This is a genomic window from Apilactobacillus bombintestini (assembly GCF_003627035.1).
GTDB lineage: Bacteria > Bacillota > Bacilli > Lactobacillales > Lactobacillaceae > Apilactobacillus > Apilactobacillus bombintestini.
On the sequence record NZ_CP032626.1, the window covers coordinates 854,084 to 871,818 of the forward strand.

General features: G+C 30.8%; 21 protein-coding genes. 1 reads left to right on the top strand and 20 read right to left on the bottom strand.

Going from position 1 to position 17,735, the window contains the following annotated elements; all coding sequences use genetic code 11:
- Position 1: 1 nt before the first annotated feature.
- From D7I45_RS04250 to racE, 17 genes are all read right to left on the bottom strand, one after another.
- On the bottom strand, positions 2-1,387 hold the full coding sequence (locus D7I45_RS04250) for a bifunctional metallophosphatase/5'-nucleotidase (RefSeq protein ID WP_120784494.1): 1,386 nt from the start codon (positions 1,385-1,387) through the stop codon (positions 2-4).
- Between the two features lie 13 nt (positions 1,388-1,400).
- Complete coding sequence (locus tag D7I45_RS04255; RefSeq protein WP_120784495.1) at positions 1,401-2,009, bottom strand: metallophosphoesterase; 609 nt, start codon at positions 2,007-2,009, stop codon at positions 1,401-1,403.
- Between the two features lie 98 nt (positions 2,010-2,107).
- Complete coding sequence (locus tag D7I45_RS04260; protein WP_120784496.1) at positions 2,108-3,478, bottom strand: amino acid permease; 1,371 nt, start codon at positions 3,476-3,478, stop codon at positions 2,108-2,110.
- Between the two features lie 214 nt (positions 3,479-3,692).
- On the bottom strand, positions 3,693-4,883 hold the full coding sequence (locus tag D7I45_RS04265; RefSeq protein WP_120784497.1) for an acetate/propionate family kinase: 1,191 nt from the start codon (positions 4,881-4,883) through the stop codon (positions 3,693-3,695).
- Positions 4,884-4,893: 10 nt separating this feature from the next.
- Positions 4,894-5,928 carry a class I SAM-dependent methyltransferase gene (locus D7I45_RS04270; protein ID WP_120784498.1) on the bottom strand — a complete coding sequence of 345 codons (1,035 nt, stop codon included), beginning with the start codon at positions 5,926-5,928 and terminating at the stop codon, positions 4,894-4,896.
- Positions 5,929-6,027: 99 nt separating this feature from the next.
- On the bottom strand, positions 6,028-6,171 hold the full coding sequence (locus D7I45_RS06205) for a hypothetical protein (protein WP_162924089.1): 144 nt from the start codon (positions 6,169-6,171) through the stop codon (positions 6,028-6,030).
- Positions 6,161-6,583 (bottom strand): competence type IV pilus minor pilin ComGF, encoded by a 423-nt coding sequence (locus D7I45_RS04275; RefSeq protein ID WP_120784499.1) that lies wholly within the window; start codon positions 6,581-6,583, stop codon positions 6,161-6,163. The genes D7I45_RS06205 and D7I45_RS04275 overlap by 11 nt, the downstream gene beginning before the upstream one ends.
- A gap of 140 nt (positions 6,584-6,723) precedes the next feature.
- Complete coding sequence (locus D7I45_RS04280; protein ID WP_162924091.1) at positions 6,724-7,086, bottom strand: hypothetical protein; 363 nt, start codon at positions 7,084-7,086, stop codon at positions 6,724-6,726.
- A gap of 55 nt (positions 7,087-7,141) precedes the next feature.
- The gene (gene comGC, locus D7I45_RS04285; protein ID WP_120784501.1) at positions 7,142-7,453 is read right to left on the bottom strand and encodes a competence type IV pilus major pilin ComGC; all 312 of its coding nucleotides are present in this window, start codon (positions 7,451-7,453) and stop codon (positions 7,142-7,144) included.
- A 5-nt stretch (positions 7,454-7,458) separates the two neighbouring features.
- Positions 7,459-8,427, bottom strand: coding sequence for a type II secretion system F family protein (locus D7I45_RS04290; RefSeq protein ID WP_120784502.1), 969 nt, complete (start codon positions 8,425-8,427; stop codon positions 7,459-7,461).
- 22 nt (positions 8,428-8,449) lie between these two features.
- Positions 8,450-9,313 carry a competence type IV pilus ATPase ComGA gene (gene comGA / locus D7I45_RS04295; RefSeq protein ID WP_162924092.1) on the bottom strand — a complete coding sequence of 288 codons (864 nt, stop codon included), beginning with the start codon at positions 9,311-9,313 and terminating at the stop codon, positions 8,450-8,452.
- Positions 9,314-9,485: 172 nt separating this feature from the next.
- A complete protein-coding gene (locus D7I45_RS04300) occupies positions 9,486-10,220 on the bottom strand; it encodes a YebC/PmpR family DNA-binding transcriptional regulator (protein ID WP_120784504.1) in 735 nt (244 codons plus the stop codon).
- Between the two features lie 100 nt (positions 10,221-10,320).
- Entirely contained in the window at positions 10,321-11,322 is a 1,002-nt protein-coding gene (gene ccpA, locus D7I45_RS04305) for a catabolite control protein A (protein ID WP_120784505.1), read from the bottom strand.
- A gap of 151 nt (positions 11,323-11,473) precedes the next feature.
- Positions 11,474-11,899 carry a YtxH domain-containing protein gene (locus D7I45_RS04310; RefSeq protein ID WP_120784506.1) on the bottom strand — a complete coding sequence of 142 codons (426 nt, stop codon included), beginning with the start codon at positions 11,897-11,899 and terminating at the stop codon, positions 11,474-11,476.
- A 23-nt stretch (positions 11,900-11,922) separates the two neighbouring features.
- Positions 11,923-12,300, bottom strand: coding sequence for a DUF948 domain-containing protein (locus D7I45_RS04315; protein WP_120784507.1), 378 nt, complete (start codon positions 12,298-12,300; stop codon positions 11,923-11,925).
- Positions 12,301-12,372: 72 nt separating this feature from the next.
- Entirely contained in the window at positions 12,373-12,972 is a 600-nt protein-coding gene (locus D7I45_RS04320; RefSeq protein ID WP_422664730.1) for an XTP/dITP diphosphatase, read from the bottom strand.
- Positions 12,966-13,778, bottom strand: a complete 813-nt coding sequence (gene racE / locus D7I45_RS04325; protein WP_120784509.1) for a glutamate racemase — start codon at positions 13,776-13,778, stop codon at positions 12,966-12,968. The genes D7I45_RS04320 and racE overlap by 7 nt, the downstream gene beginning before the upstream one ends.
- Before the next feature lie 196 nt (positions 13,779-13,974).
- Between racE and D7I45_RS04330 the strand changes: the two genes are divergently transcribed.
- Positions 13,975-14,433, top strand: a complete 459-nt coding sequence (locus D7I45_RS04330) for a YslB family protein (RefSeq protein WP_162924093.1) — start codon at positions 13,975-13,977, stop codon at positions 14,431-14,433.
- A 42-nt stretch (positions 14,434-14,475) separates the two neighbouring features.
- Here D7I45_RS04330 and trxA (D7I45_RS04335) read toward each other — a convergent pair whose 3' ends face one another.
- The 3 genes from trxA (D7I45_RS04335) to D7I45_RS04345 all read right to left on the bottom strand — a co-directional run bounded on the left by trxA (D7I45_RS04335) (position 14,476) and on the right by D7I45_RS04345 (position 17,733).
- Positions 14,476-14,787 carry a thioredoxin gene (gene trxA, locus D7I45_RS04335; protein ID WP_120784511.1) on the bottom strand — a complete coding sequence of 104 codons (312 nt, stop codon included), beginning with the start codon at positions 14,785-14,787 and terminating at the stop codon, positions 14,476-14,478.
- A gap of 117 nt (positions 14,788-14,904) precedes the next feature.
- Complete coding sequence (trxA, locus tag D7I45_RS04340; protein ID WP_120784512.1) at positions 14,905-15,216, bottom strand: thioredoxin; 312 nt, start codon at positions 15,214-15,216, stop codon at positions 14,905-14,907.
- 159 nt (positions 15,217-15,375) lie between these two features.
- Positions 15,376-17,733 carry an endonuclease MutS2 gene (locus D7I45_RS04345; RefSeq protein WP_120784513.1) on the bottom strand — a complete coding sequence of 786 codons (2,358 nt, stop codon included), beginning with the start codon at positions 17,731-17,733 and terminating at the stop codon, positions 15,376-15,378.
- Between the last annotated feature and the right edge of the window lie 2 nt (positions 17,734-17,735).

Sequence of the window (17,735 nt, forward strand, 5' to 3'; positions counted from 1 at the left end):
ATTAATCTCTCCTATCTAAGGGATATTTTTCAGATAAATAACTTGCAAAAACTTCTCTTAGAGTTTGGTCATATAAAATATGATTTTCTCCTTTTATTGCAACAGTTGGGAAAAATGGAATGAAAATATAATGATCTAACAAAGCAATGTCATATTTTTTATTGAAGTCAATTTTTTCTCCATCAAAATAAACATCATTTGTATTTTCATCCACTTTTATGCCGTCATAGTTTAATTGTCCAAAATATTTTCCTCTAAATCCCATACCTTTTTGTTGATATTGAATCAAGAATTTCCAGTTTTTCTTCATTTCCATCATCAAGCGCCATAGTTCAGCACCAGTAAATGTGCTCTTAGTAACATGCATTGAATGTGGCAAAATTTTATGCAATTGATTTTTATCTACTATACCTTTAGGCAAAGTATCTAAGAATAGTCCATTATTTACTATAGCAGCTTTAGTATGTGCTTTTTGCTTCATAGCGGATAAAAATTCTTTAACGATTTGTGGTGTATCCACTAGTCCATTTTCCATGTCATGAGGTATATTAGCTACTTTATGTTCAGATAACATAGCTTCTCCCTTGTGAGCAAGTGATTCAATCCATTCGTCATCACCATCTTCCACTGGTAAATCACTGGTTTTAACCACTGATGCTTCACTAGATACCACCTTATTATCTTGTACATTCATGGTAATTTTACCTACATAGTAACCATATTTACCGGCAGCAGCTAAAAGTGAATGATTATCTCTTTCACCATGAAGGAATAAATGGTGTGTATGACTACCAATAATTATATCAAATTTAGGAAATTTACTAGCAATCAATCTATCTTGGGTTACACCTAAATGTGATAATAATACCGTTACTTCGTCTTCTGGATGATTATTTAACATGTCTGGAATAATCTTTTGGTCATCTACAGGATTCCATCCCTCTAATTCATAAGTTGAATGATATGGTGCTGTTAGTCCATACAAGCGTAATTGATTACCACCAGGTGTCTCTATTAATTTATCTGGTTTAACCCAGTCAGGTCGCTTATTATCATCCAAATTAAATAAATTACCTAAAACTACATCAAAGTTAGCATTATCGTAAAGATGGTCTAATTCGTTTTTACTATTAGTTAGGCCTTCATTGTTACCAATGGTAACTGCATCATAATGAATTTGGTTTAATAATTCTACGTTTGCTTTTCCGTTAGTAGATTCAGTTAATGAATGAGCACGATCCATAGCATCACCTAAATCCACAGTTATAACAAAATAACCTTGTTTTTCTAACTTGTTCTTTTCGTTAATTAAATATCTCTTGATTCTTGGCCAATTCTCAAAATGTGAGTGAAGGTCATTAGTATGCAAAATTGCAATTTTTTCCAATCTTATATCCCCCTTATTGCCTTTTAGAAAAATCAATTGATTTTTGTTTTACCATTTTAAAAATATCATTTTCTGAATATGGTGATCCAAATGGTTTATCATATCCCAAATAATCTCTTTCTGGGCTATCTACCCCTACATTTATATTTTCCTTTAGAGGTACAGAATAATTATGAATGTGACCGTGTAAATTGATTATTTGACTAACTTTACCCAACATTATTGGGTAATGAGTCATATAATATTGCGCATGATTCATTTTAATTAACACGCCTACATCATGAAATTCAAATTTATTGCGGCCATTTAATAAATAGTTATGATTAGCTAAATACTTAAAAAGGCCTCGACTATCGTGATTCCCTTTTATTAGTACTAAATGTCCATTTAATTGTCTTAAAACATTAAATACATATTCATATGCCTTTTTCTGCGGTTTTATATGGCACACCGCTATATCACCTAAATGGTACACAACATCATTATCAGTAATTTCATCATTCCAATTTTTTATGATATTGTCATCCATTTCCTGAACCATAAAATATGGTCGTGGTGCAAATCTTTGATTGCCAATCATACGTTTATCAAAAAAATGAGTATCAGCAACAAAATATTTCATAATAATTTACACCTCTTATCATCACTTATTTATAGCATAAACTATTATTTAAAAAATGAAAAATAAAAAACAGTTTCCATACAGAAACTGTTTAAAATTTATATTTTATCTTTAACAATTTTGAATATAAATAAGAATATTATCCAAATTATAGATCCTACTAACGCCACTAATGTATCAAATCTAAATAGTAATACAACAGCAACAAATGCTAGGAAGATAATTACGAAATAGTCAGAAAATGGGAATATAGGCATTTTAAATGTTAATTTATTTTCATTATGACTACGTTTTACCGATTTTCTGTATCTAATATGAGCAACAACTATTAGCCCCCAGATAAACAAGAAACATGTTGTAGCAACGCTTGAAATTAATTGGAATACACCATCAGGCATGAATGCATTCAATATCAATGAAATAGCAATTATTATTGTGGAGAAGATAATTCCATTTGAAGGAATTCCATGATGGTTTAAAGAACCTATCTTCTTGCCAAATTTGTTTTCAGTACCGTAACTTAATGAATATGCCATTCTACCAGTAGTAAAAATAGCTGAATTACATGCTGATACAGCAGCTGTTAAAACAACAAAATTAATAATAGATGCTGCTGCTCCTACTCCAATATTTTGAAATACTTGTACAAATGGACTGGAATTAGCATTAATAAAGTTCCAAGGATATATACACATTAAAGCAATTAATGATCCTATATAGAATATAAGAATTCTTGAAGGAACTTCGTTAATAGCTTTAGGAATAACTTTTTCAGGATCATTAGTTTCTGATGCTGTCATTCCAATCATTTCAATTCCAGCAAAACTAAAGATTACCATTTGAAAGCTCATAAGAAATCCTGAAATACCATGTGCAAACATGCTGTGTCCAAATAAGTTTCCTAAACTAGCATGTCCTACTGGGGTTGGATAATGAAGAATTACCAATACCACTCCAGTTAAAATTAAAGCAATAATAGCAACTACTTTAATTAGTGCAAACCAGAATTCTGTTTCCCCGAAAGCTGAAACATTAATCGAGTTTAGCAATAATAATATAATTATTAAAACTAATCCTGTTACCCATTGCGGAATCGATGGGAACCAAAATTTCACATATAAGCCTGCTGCAGTGATTTCTGCCATGGCAATCGTTATCCAACATGCCCAGTAAGTCCATCCGGCAACAAATCCAATTCTTTCACCAAGATATTTTTCAATGAATTCAATATATGAATGACAATTTACATCAGATAATAATAACTCACCTAATGCACGCATAATAAAGAATCCGGCAATCCCAGCAATTAAATATGCCAAAACAATGGAAGGACCAGCAAATTTAATAGATTCACCGGCACCTAAAAACAAACCAGTTCCAATTGTTCCACCTAAGGCAATCAATTGAACATGTCTATTTTTCAATCCTCTGGATATTTGTTCGTTATCTGTATTTGGTGATTTATCCACTGAACATCACCCTCCTCTAAATTGTTCTATGTTTTCTATTATACATAATTCCTATGAAATAGGTATCTGTGCCTTATTCGCACGAATATATGTTAAGTGAACAAAGTCCTATATATCAACATTTTTTCATGTTTATTTACATTACATGAATTATTTTCATCGAACCATGAAAATAAAAAGAGAAACTGTATTAGTCTCTCTTTTTAATCAATTATTATTTTCTTAAACGTTCAATATCTCTAACAATCATTAATTCTTCGTTAGTTGGAATTAATAATGTCTTAACAGTTGAATCATCAGAACTGATATCACGTTCAACACCACGGATATGGTTCTTTTCAGGATCAACACCAATACCGAAGTAACTTAATTTATCAGCAACTTCTTGACGAATACCAATATCATTTTCACCAACACCGGCAGTAAATACAATAGCATCTACTCCGTTCATTTCAGCAACGTATTGACCTACGTATCTAACAATACGGTTCATGTACATGTTACGTGCTAATTCAGCTTGGTGGTTGTGGTCTTTAACAGCTTCCAAGTCTCTCATATCAGCTGAAACTTCAGAAACACCTGCTAAACCAGATTTCTTGTTTAGAATATTAATCATTTCATTAACATCTTTGATACCATCTTTTTCCATGATGTATGCAAGTAATGAAGGATCAACATCACCAGATCTAGTTGCCATCATAACACCAGTTAATGGTGTGAAGCCCATAGAAGTATCTAGTGACTTACCATGATCAATAGCACAAATAGAAGCACCAGCACCTAAGTGCATTACAACTAATTTTAAGTCTTTTAGAGGCTTGTTTAACATTGCAGCTGCTCTACCTGAAACGTAACGGTAACTAGTACCGTGTGCACCATATTTTCTAGCTTTGTAATCACGGTAGTACTTGTATGGTAATGCATACATGTAGTTTTCTTCAGGCATTGAAGTATGGAATGAAGTATCGAATACAGCAACACTGATAACATTAGGTAAAATCTTCTTAAATGCTTTAATTCCTAAAATGTTAGCAGGTTCGTGTAATGGAGCTAATTCAGATAATTCTTCTAGTTTCTTCAATACATCATCAGTAATAACTACAGAATCAGTAAAGTATTCACCACCGGCAACAACACGGTGACCAACACCTGTAATTTCATTGTAGTCACTAATAATGTCTAGACTTAATAGTTTATCAAGAACTAACTTAATAGCTTCTTCATGATTTTCAATGTCCATGGTCTTGTGGAATTTCTTTCCATCACCATATTTAATTGCAACATCTGATTTTGTTAAACCAATTCTATCAATTGCACCACTAGAAATTAGTTTTTCTGATGGCATTTCAAATAATTTAAATTTTAATGTAGAACTTCCTGCGTTAATTGCTATTGATTTTCCCATAATTGTTCTCCTAACCTTTTTTAGATAATAAGTCTTTTTCTTCCCATTCAACAATTTCTGCTAAGAACTTTTGGAATGCAGAAATATTCTTAAAGGATGGAAATTCACCTATCATAACTTTTTCAGCTTGATGAGCATCCCCACCATGTTTTTGTAGAATAAGCACGGCTTTTTGTGCATTAGCATTATTAAATAATTCTTTAGGTAAATTTAACAATGCTTGGAAATATGAACTGTCTTGAGTCCATTTTAGTAACCCTTTAGATTCTTGCGTATTAAAAATGTTACTTGGAACTAAGAAAAATCCATATCCACCATCTTTAACATGGTTCATAGCTTGCTCTATCAATAAATGATGGGCAAAAGAATGACCTTGCGTAGATCTAGTCTTGTAATTAACTGTATTTTCATCAATTGGATAGTATCCCACTGGTAAATCTGCAACTACTAAATCCACATCATCAACTAAAATATTAGCAACTGAATCTTGATGAAGTAAATCAATATTGCTATCAATTTTTTCCATCTGAGAATCTAAACTTGCCACTGCAAGCATTGAATCATCATTATCAATTCCAGTAGCGCTAACGTTTACATTCTTTAGTGAATCCTTTAATTGATTCATAACAGTAAATAGTAAATTACCAGTACCCACTGAAAGGTCTAAAATATTTAACTGTTTTACACCTTTGTAAAGTCTGATAGTTAAATAACCCATGATATAAGCGATAGTATCAGGAGTAATTTGATGATTTGCTTGAATAGCATCTTCTTTAGTTGCTTTGATCATGCACATCTGAATAGCCTTTCTAATTGATTCGGCATCCATAGTTGTATAATCAATCTTTTTATATAAATCTTCTAACTTAGAAACTGTGTCTCTATCTGGCATATCATCTTCAACATGGACTTCTCCATTGTTAATTAGATTATCTCCCGTTTCAATGAATGCATCTAAATAGGAAATGTCCAACTTTCCTTTTAAAGTCTCGGCTGAAGAATTTAGAACGTTAAACAGAGTTTCTGTATCTTTTTCACTCAGCACTCTCAACTCCTTTAAAAGTATTATCACTTTATAACAACTTTCATATTACCAGATATTTATTACATAATTCAAGATAAACCGTTAATTACTTTCATTTAATTACTGATATTTATAGGTTTCGGTAATTTTATGAACCAAATTCATTTCTGTATGATAATTTTCATATTTAAATACAATAGCAGCAGACAAAATAGTCAAAATAACAATAGCAATTAATGTAGCAGATCCGTCTCTATTTTTCATAAGGAATCACCAAATTGTTGGTATGCTTTTCTCCATTTTTGAATATAACCGATATTTTCAAATGTTTATTAACAATTTTTGAATCTAATTCATCGGCATTATTTAATAAAGGAACATACCCTTTTGAAGAAATATTTCTTAGATAAATAATATTATTTCGTTTTTTAATTGTATAAAACTTACTTTTCTCTTTACTATATAACTTAATATTTCCATTCTGAGCACTTTTTATAGTAAATCGATAATTATCACTTTCTAAAGTATTCAAAAACAAATGATAATTAATCAATGTGTCATTACTGTATTTTGCTTTCTGTATTGCAGGAATATACGTCACAATAATTGCAATCATTGAAATTACTATCAATGACATTAATGATTCAATCATTGTAAACCCCTTTTTTCTTTTCATAATTAATTCGACTTTCTATCATATTTTTCCTTGATTTATCTTCGTTATGATTAATAGTACTAATACTATTAAAATAAAATATAAATCCCAGACTAATTAAAATTAAAGCCACTATAGCATCAACCATAACGAAACCATTTTTACTCTTCTTTAAGTTGATATATACCCCATCCTAATTGAATAGTTTGTACATACTTAATATGCTTTTTATTTGATTTCCACACAATCGTACTAGGAGAAATATAGCCATCACTATTTATAGTTAAATTAAAATTACGGGTAACTTCCATGGTATCAGGAATGTTTAATACGGATTTATGAGTCAAATCTCCAAATATTACTAATTTTTTGTCGGATGATAAATAGATATGTGATCTTTTGTGATTACTTTTTGAAATCATAATAGTTTCATTCCAATAATTTTGAAAACTATACCAAAAACCTTTCTCATCACTCTTGCTTGCAAAAGAAATATTATGAAACATATAAATCGTTAAAAGCATAAAGCTTAACACTATCAACATAGTGATAATCATTTCTATTGTAGTGAAAGCTTTTTTATTGTGACTTAACAGCTTCATTATTTACAATTTTTATTCCTTCTTGTTGGGCTTGATTAGCTTGTCGACTAGTTAGATATCCCTTGTCTACTAATGTATTCATGCTAAGGCCATCACTTGAATTGTCTGACAAATAAGCATCTACTTGGCTTTGTATAACGGTAGTCATTGCATTTACATGAATAGATTCAGCATGTTTTCGCTGACCAGATATATTAGGCACAACGATTAAAATTAACAGTGAAATAATAAATAATACAATCGTCATTTCTATTAAAGTAAAAGCAGATCTCTTTTTGATATTTTTCATAGTTATTACATCCCCTTAATTGAATTATATATAGGCATTAATACACTCATATATGCTATTACAATACCCAATCCTACTAATAAAAACAGTATGGGCTGTATAAAATTAATTAAATGATTTATTTTTCTCATCATTTCTTCAAACTTAATTTTCTTAAATGCATTTAAATTTCTAGATAGCTCATTTTCATCACTACCACGCTTAAAAAAGGCAATAAACTCACTAGGTACAAATTTGTATTTCTTAGCTATCTGCACCATATTTTGCCCATTATCAGCTGCATTTTTCAATTCAGCGCCTAATTCAGATAAAACAGTTCCAGATTTAAATTCTTGCAATATTTTCACTATTTCTCTATTTTCCATACCATTGCTTAACATTAAATGTAATTGCATAGAAAGAAAATATGCCATGTATGATTTATACACTTTCCCTATAATAGGTAAGCTGGCTATTAAATTCCTTCGTTTTAGTAATGGTAGCCACAAATACAACATTCCCAAGATTAAAATTAATGAAAATAATAAAGGAATAAAGAAATACATCTTATCCAATAAACGAGTATGAACGCTTCCCGTGGTTCCTAATTGTGGTAATACTAATTGATCAATAGCAACTATAGCTATAATTAGAATCATGAGTAAAAATATTGGATAAAATAATACATCTTGAATTTTTCTTTTATTTTTTATCTTAATTTCGATAAATTTACTTATTTCCACTAAACAATTAGTGACATCTCCATGTTCTTCACTAATCTTTATTTGATTATAAAAATCATTATCAATATATTTTTCTAAAACTGAGCTTAATTCATATCCGGCTATTAGTCTTTCTTCCATATTTTGGATAAAATTTACATTATTCAAATCTCTCAAAAAGCGAAAAGCTTGTTTAACACTAAAACCAGCATTAAACATATCACTCAAATTTTTCAGCAAATAATATTGTTTATTAAGCGACAGCTTTTTCATAATTCACATCCCAACATTAAGATTAATTAAACAACTTTTCGTAATCGGTAATCTTCATATCTGCAACCATACTTTCATCATCGTCAATTTTTAATTGTTGAAATACCACTGCTGCAATTGATTGCTTTAAATCATCGTAATCGCATCCCAATTGTTTTAATCTTGTAATTGTTCCACTAGTACTTTTCGAATGAACTGTAGTTAACACTAAATGTCCCGATAGTGAGGCACGTATCGCTGCTTCAGCAGTTTTATAATCTCTGATTTCGCCAATAATAAATATATCAGGATGACTACGTAGTCCTACTTTAATCAAATCGTCATAGTAAATGCCTGCTGATTCATTTACTTGTAGTTGTAAAAAATCTTCTTCAATTATTTCTACCGGATCTTCAATAGTCATAACAAAATTTTCTTTTTTCATTTTATTAGCTAATTGATAAATAGAAGTAGTCTTACCTGAACCAGTCTTTCCAGAAAATAAAATTAATCCACCGTTTTTAGATAAATTAATAAGATTGTCTAAATTATCTTCATTTTTTTCATCTAATTTAATTTTATTTAATGGATAAATTATCCTAATAACCATAGCTTCCTGATTTTGAAAATTTCCTACAGACGAGAATCGCAAAAATACTTTATCATCACCATATATAAATTCTAGTGATCCTATCTGTGGTCTTCTTTTTTCGCTAACTGACATTCCGCTAATAAACTTGCAATAATTTATTAGTCTTTGTGTAGGTACATAAGAACTATTCAAATCATCTATACGAACGCCATCATTACCTTTTAATACAAAATAATTATTTCTAGGCAATATATAGATGTCATTTATATATTTTTTAATAGAATTTTTAATTATTTCGTTAAAAATTCTATTCATATAAATCCCCCCTACTAATATATTCGTAAAATTTTTTCGAAAATACATTTTTTACGGAAATTTTTTTATTTTTATGTATTAAATAGAAATATTAATCAATATAAAAGCAAAAAAAAATACCAATCTTCCTAAAAAAGGAAAATTGGTATTTTTATTAATTATTTAAAATTTATTATTCAGCGTCTTCTGGTAACTTAGCTGCTTCGTAAACGTCTTGAACGTCATCGTTTTCATCTAGTTCGTCAATAAGACCTGTGTATTGTGATACTTTATCACTTGGTACTTCAGTCTTGTTTTGTGGGAACATAGTAACTTCAGCAGTATCTAAGTCATACTTTTCTTGTAGAGCATCTCTAACAGAAGTTAAATCTGAAGGTTCAGTAAAGATTTCAAATCTGTCATCGCTAGTCTTCATGTCTTCAGCACCAGCATCTAGGATATCCATTAACATGCTGTCTTCATCAACATCAAGTCCGTCACGTAAGATAACAATGTATCCTTTACGATCAAACATGTATGAAACTGAACCATTTGAACCTAGTGAACCACCATGATGAGTAAATGCTGAACGAACGGCAGCAGCAGTACGGTTCTTGTTATCAGTTAAGCAAGAAACCATAAGAGCTGTACCAGCAGGTCCGTATCCTTCATAAGTGATTTCTTCATAGTTAGCACCACCGACACCAGTAGCCTTATCAATAGCACGTTGAATGTTATCTTTAGGCATGTTGGCAGCATGTGCTTTATCAATTACAAGACGTAATTGTGGGTTTCCATCAGCTTCTGCACCTCCAGCTTTAGCAGCTTGGTATAGGTCACGAGATAACTTTTGGAAAATCTTACCACGTTTTTTATCTTGGGCGCCTTTACGTCCTTGAATGTTATGCCATTTTGAATGTCCTGACATAATCACAGCACTCCTCTCAAATTCTAAATTATCGTTAGATTACAAACATAATAAATTATATCAAGGCCACGATAATTAATCAAGTATTCATAAATTATACTTATCTAGTAGACTTTCTTTCTACGATTCCGTATCCTAAAATAACATTTCTATCGTCTACTTTTTCTTTATTCATAATTTTAGTCAATAGTCTCATTGCAACGGCACCAATATCATATAGCGGCTGAGTTATAGATGATAGTTGTGGACGAACCATTTTTGCAATTTTAGTGTTGTTACTTGTAAATAATTCAAAATCTTCTGGAACACTAATATTACGGTCAGTCATACCATTTAAAATACCAGCTGCCAACTCATCATTAGTTACAACAGCAGCTGTTATCTTTTGTTTCCAAAGACTTTCAGCCAAATTATAGCCTGCATCATAAGTTCCTTCTGTTTCAAAAACTAATTTATCATCAAAATCAACACCATTATCTTTTAAGGATTCTTTATAACCTTTTAGACGATAGTCTTTATTAATTGCTTGTCTTAAAGAACCAGATATAAAGGCAATCTTATTATTGCCGTGTTCAATTAATCTATTAGTTTCATCTTTAACAGCATCAACATAATTGATGTTAACACTAGGAGATGTATAGCTTGTATCTACTGATCCAGCCATAACAATTGGGCAACTAGAACGCTTAAATTCAGCTCTTAACTTATTGTTAATTTCATTTCCCATAAATATAATTCCATCAACTTGCTTACTTTGTAAGGTATTTAAAACAGTCGCTTCTTTTTCTGGATTATCATCTGAGTTAGCTAAAATGATATTGTACTTGTACATAGTAGCAATATCATCTATCCCCCTAGCTAGTGATGAAAAATATCCGTCTGTGACATCTGGAATTATTACACCTACAGTTGTGGTTTTCTTGCTTGCCAATCCCCTAGCAACTGCATTTGGACGATAATCAAGCTCATTTATTACTGCCAATACTTTATCTTTAGTAGCTTGTCTAACATTACTGTTACCATTTAATACTCTGGATACCGTAGCCATGGAAACACCAGATTCTCTAGCAACATCATAAATTGTTACGTTTTGTTTTTCCATTCTTCCAACCCCTCTTTTAGTTAGCCTGGCAAGTTTTCATAGCGCTTTCATTATGTAAACATAATATATCAGATTGTACTAAATTTAACAAGAGGGGTCTCTTTTTATAAATAAAAAAGACCGGTATATAACCGGTCTTTCTTAGCAATAATTACTTTTCAGAATCTTTTTTGGAATCCTTTAAAAAGTCAGGTGTAATAACGACATCTTCATCGTTGCTTTCATTATTTCTTACTTGGCTTCTTAAATTGTCAGCAGCTTTGTGGAATTGAGTACTACCTTCATCATAGTAATATTGTGCTTTGTTAACAACATTGTCATTAACCTTACCTGCAGCATCCTTTATTTTGGACTTTGCATCTGATGTCTTGTATTGTAATGAGTCTTTAACATCATCAACTGAATCTAAAGCGTAGAATGCATAATCTAATGCACGATCCTTTAAATCATTTGCAGTCTTAACTGTGTTATTAACTAATTGCTTTGTCTTTTCATCATCCATCTTACGGTATGCTACATATGCAGCAGCTGCTGCTCCTGCACCTAAACCTAATAAAAATAGTCCTGCTTTTTTCATCACAAACACTCCTTTTTGTTTAATTATTTTTTAAACATTTTAAAGCCAGCTCCAGCAACTTTTTCCATAAAAGATTTTTTATTTCTGTTTTGGAATTTTTTGGTTAAGTTTTGAGTTGCTTCGTTTAAATCACTAACACTTTGACCAACATCAGCAGCAGCTCTATAAACTGGATCTAAAACATTAACTTTTTCATCAATATCTTTGATTAAAGAATTTGAGCTAGCCATGATGTCTTCTGCTTGTTTAGATATTACATCAACATCTTGTGAAATGGAATTAATATTTCTATTAACTTCATCCACAGTTTTTGATAATTTAATAAGCACAATCGCTAAGCTAACTGCAATAATCAAAAAGGCAATTGCAGCAATCATACCTGCTAGTTCTCCCATTGTCATGCAACTCCTCCTTACTTGTTTACTTACTTATAAGAATAGCATTTTAACCCTAATTTGACAATTAGTTGCATCTTAATCTTTCCACCATTCATCAAAACGGTCATATAAATTTTTGATTGCGTTTCCTCGATGGCTAATTTCATTTTTTTCATGTTCAGACATTTCTGCTAAAGTTTTACCTTTGGATTTAACAAAAAATAATGGATCATAGCCAAACCCATTTGCTCCTCTTGGGGAATCTAATATTTCACCTTCAATAGTTCCATAAACCACCAATTTATCCTTTTGATGATTTAATAAAACTAAACAAGTAACAAATCTAGCAGATCTATCATCTTTGCCTTCAAGATTCTTTAATAATTTTATATTATTGGCCTTATCATCATGATCACCTGCATATCTTGCTGAATGAATTCCAGGTTCTCCATTTAAGGCATCAACTTCTAATCCAGAATCATCAGCAAGAACTGGTAATTTAGTCTGTTCATAAACAGCCTTTGCTTTGATAGTCGCATTTTCCTCAAAAGAATTACCATTCTCATCTATTTTGTTAATTTCTGGAAAATCAGCTAAAGTTTTGAAAGTAATGTTTTTTGCATCAAACATTTCCTTAAATTCTCTAGCTTTATTCTGATTGTTAGTTGCAATTACTATAGTATTAGACATTAGGATTCCTCCAATTTGTTTAATGCAATGTGTTCAACATTTACTTCTCTTTTCAACCAATCTTTAGCTACTAATTTAAATTTATCTACATCCCCTGTAGTATAAAATTCATATTTAGCTACATTATCTTTTTTATTAAATAATTTTTGTTCAGATAAGGTGTTTTCTATTTGTTTAACTGTTTCATATCCAGGATCAATTAAATTAACATCGTCACCCATAGCATTTTGAATTAAATGACGCATGATAGGAAAATGTGTACATCCCATTATCAAAGTATCGATATCATTTTTCTTCATGTCAGATAAATCATTATCTACTTCTTTTTGATCCTCTGCTGTCTTATAATGTTGTGCTTCCACCATGGGAATAAATTTAGGACAACCTTCAGAATATATCTTAACTTTATTATTTAATTTATTAATTGCTTTATTGTAAGCACCACTTTTTACAGTTCCATTTGTGGCTATTATTCCAATTCTATTAGTTTTTGTTGTTTTTAATGCTGCAATACTACCTGGCTCAATCACACCAATAACTGGAATATCTAAATTATCACGTAAATAATTTAATGCATGCGCCGTAGCAGTATTACAAGCAATTACTAACATTTTAATTTTTTTATTCATTAGGAACTTTGAAATTTGCTTAGAATATTTTCTTATCTCTTTAGGAGTTTTTTCACCATAAGGTAATCTAGCTTCATCCCCAAAATATATGATATTTTCGTTAGGCATTTGTTCCATAGCCACTTTGGCTACTGACAAGCCACCTACACCTGAATCCATGAATCCAATCGAACCATTATTCAAAGCTTAATCCTTCTTTCCTAATTAACGCTACTATACATATTATCATTATTTTACCCATCTATCATAATTTATGAACCATATATTTTAAATTTTATTTTTTACTATATATAATTTATACTAAAATTATAATATAATGAATTTGTAAATTATGAATTGAGGTTAATGACGTATGGATAACAATCTTTACAATAAAATAATGGGAAATACTTCAACTAGTTCATATTGGGGTCAAGAATTTTTACGTGACGTGTTACTTACCGATTTACTTGGTAGTGATACTCATAGCATTCTTTACTGGGCTGGTAAAAAAATGGCCAGAAAATTTCCTCTTAAAGATGCTCTAGATACTACAAAATTCTTTAAGCAATCTGGATTAGGAGAATTAAGTTTAATTTCCGAAAACAAGCATGAAATTAAGTGGAATTTAAGCGGTGAAATTGTTGCATCCAGAATTGAAGCTAATCCAGATGCAGACTTTATGTTTGAAGCAGGATTCTTATCTCAAATAGCACAACAACAATTAGGAGTAATTGCTGAAGCTGAAATGAATCCAAAAGAAGAAAAAAATGGTAATGTGTTGATTCGTGTTCACATGGATCCTAAGCACGCTGCTCCTATGTATGATGATCTCCCAGAATTTAAGTTAAGAAAATAAAAAAAAGCACTAGATTAAAAATCTAGTGCTTTTTATTTATCGTTATAGGTATTGGTTTAATACCTTAGCTAATTGTTCTTTACTGTGGTATCCTACAATGCTGTCTTTAACTTCTCCATCTTTCTTAATTAATAAAGTTGGAATACTCATGATACCAAACTTTTGTGGAGTTTCAGGATTTTGGTCAACATCCATCTTGTTAAATGTAACCTTGTCACCCATTTCTTCTGATAATTGTTCTACAACAGGTGATTGCATACGGCATGGACCACACCATGTTGCCCAAAAGTCTGTTAAAGTAACGCCTTCGCTAGTGTCTTTTTCAAATGTGTTATCTGTAGTTTCTGAAACCATTTATACTACCTCCTAGTTATTGTGATTAAAATCATATTTATAATTCATGATAATTATGTTTTATACAAAATAATTGTACATTAACATGATATTTATCTCAATTATTAAGCTTATCTTTTATAAATATTCATTTAAAATAGTGTTTAATTGATTTTTTGTATGCATTCCCACGATAGTATCTACTACTTCACCATCTTTTTTAATTAATAAAGTTGGAATACTCATAATGCCAAATTTTTCAGCTGTTTTCTCATTTTTATCAATATCTATTTTATTAAAAGTAACTTTGTCCCCCATCTCTTCATCTAGATCTTCAATGATGGGAGCTTGCATTTTGCATGGTGCACACCATGTGGCATAAAAATCGGTTAATACTAATCCTTTTTCGGTATCTTTTTCAAATGTATTATCTGTAGTTTCTTTAATCATGAAAAATACCTCCTTGTTTTCTTATTAAAAGTAAGTGTAACATATAACAATCGTAATTCAAGAATTATATCTTACACAAACTAATTTTATTATGAAAAAAGATTTATATTAATAAAAAGACCTCTAAATAGCATTTAGAGGTCTTTTATTGTATATAATCTATCTCAATTTAACAACCGTAGAACCATCTCCACCAGCATTTGCTGGAGAATATCCAAAACTAGCCACTCTACGATCTTTATTTAATAACTTAGTAACTCCTTCACGCAAAGCACCTGTTCCCTTTCCGTGAATAATAGTTACTGAAGGATATCCCGCTAAAACAGCAGAATCTAAATATTGATCTACTTCATGCATAGCTTCTTCATAGCGATGTCCACGTAAATCTAATTTCGTTGATAATCCACTAGATGAAGTTCTTCTTACCTTAGTATTAAAGCGTTTTTCATCATTATCCACTTTAATTTTTTCTAAGTCACTTTCTGGTATCTTCATCTTCAAGATACCTAATTGAACTTCCCAGTTATTATTATCCAACTTTTTAACTAGCACACCTCGTTGTCCATAAGATTTAACTTTAACATCGTCACCCTTATGAAAATTATGTTGTGCTTTAGCTCGCTTGAGAACACGATTATGTGTAAGGTCCACATCATGTCGTAAGGCATTTAATTGTCCTTGGGCATCAATTAATTCATTTTCCTTAACTTCAACCTTACCAATAGCTTGTTGTTTCTTACGCAAATCTTTAATAATTGCATTTGCTTTTTTCTTAGCACTTTCTGCAATTTCATTGGCTTGTTCTTTAGCTGAAGTAACTAAACGATCTTTTTGTTTTTGATATTTACCAAATTCTTCGCTTAATTCAGAATGAATTTCTTGTGCAGCAGACAAGTTCTCTGCTAGAGAATCTGCTTCTTCACGAGCTCGTTTAGTTTGATCTGTTAATTCTACAATCATATTATTCAAATCTTGACTATCTTGATCAACTAATGATCTAGCTTCATCAATTATTGAACTATCCAAACCTAGTCTAGATGCAATATTTAATCCATTACTTTGACCAGGAACACCCATTAATAAATGATAAGTGGGTTGTAAAGTTTCTGAATCAAATTCCATAGATGCATTAACCGTTTTTTCGCGATTATAGGCATAGACTTTAAGTTCTGGGTAATGAGTAGTTGCTACGACTTCTGAGTCCACAGCGCCTATTTTATCCAGAATAGACATAGCTAATGCAGCACCTTCTTTAGGATCAGTACCTGCACCCAATTCATCAAGTAAAATCAAACTCTTCTTAGTTATAGAATTTAAAATATCAACAATATTATCCATATGAGAAGAAAATGTACTTAAATTCTGTTCAATTGATTGTTCATCACCAATATCAGCGTATACATTATCAAATACACCAATAGTTGAACCTTCATTAGCAGTCACAAATAAACCAGATTGTCCCATTAATTGTAATAATCCTATTGTTTTAATAGTAATAGTCTTACCACCAGTATTAGGACCAGTAATGATAACTGCTTTATTATCTTCACCAATGTATAAATCGTTAGCAACGACTTTATCCATACTAATTAATGGATGTCTTGCTTTTTTTAAATATACTTTATTTTCCACGGAAATAGCTGGCCTAGTAGCTTCAACTGCTCTTGCGTACTTCGCCTTAGCATTGATCAAATCCAAGTGACCTAGCAACTTAGCGTTATTAATTATTTCCGTTTGATAAGGACGAATTAAATCAGATAATTCGGCTAGAATTCTTCTTTCTTCATGACGTTCTTCAATTTGTTTTTCTCTTAACTCTGTATTCAATCCAACTGTGGAAGCTGGTTCAATATACAATGTTTGCCCTGATGAACTTCTATCATGAACAATACCACCAAATTTGTTTTTCTTTTCTGCCTTAACTGGTAATACCATTCTATCTTCACGAATGGTAACAATTGGATCAGTTAAATCACTGCTATACTTTTGAGTGTATTTGTTCATAATAGAACGAATTTCTGATTTAACTACTTCCATTCTGCGACGAATACTATTTAATTCTTTTGATGCAGTGTTTAAAATACGACCATCGTCATCAATAGAATCAGATAAACGACGAGAAATTGTAGGAACTGTTTGAAATTCATTAATAATTTTGTAAATACGTTTTAACAGAACTTTGTCATCTTTTAATCCATTAAAAAATCTAACTAAGTAAGTAGTAGCTTTTAATATTTTATTTATTTTAGATAATTCAGTACCATTTAAAGACGCATTAATGCTCAAACGTTTCATATATGGTGTTACATCTTCTAATTTTTGGATACTAATTTCTTTATCCAATCTTAGAATATGTGCCCCATCATCTGTTTCGTCTAACCACATTTCAATAGTTCTAGGATTATCCACAGGTTTTAATTCTTCTAATTCTTTTTTTCCATTTTGGGTTGATAAATAACCTGAAATAGCTTGTTTTATTTTTTCGTATTCTAATGTTGATAAAACCTTTTCATTCATTA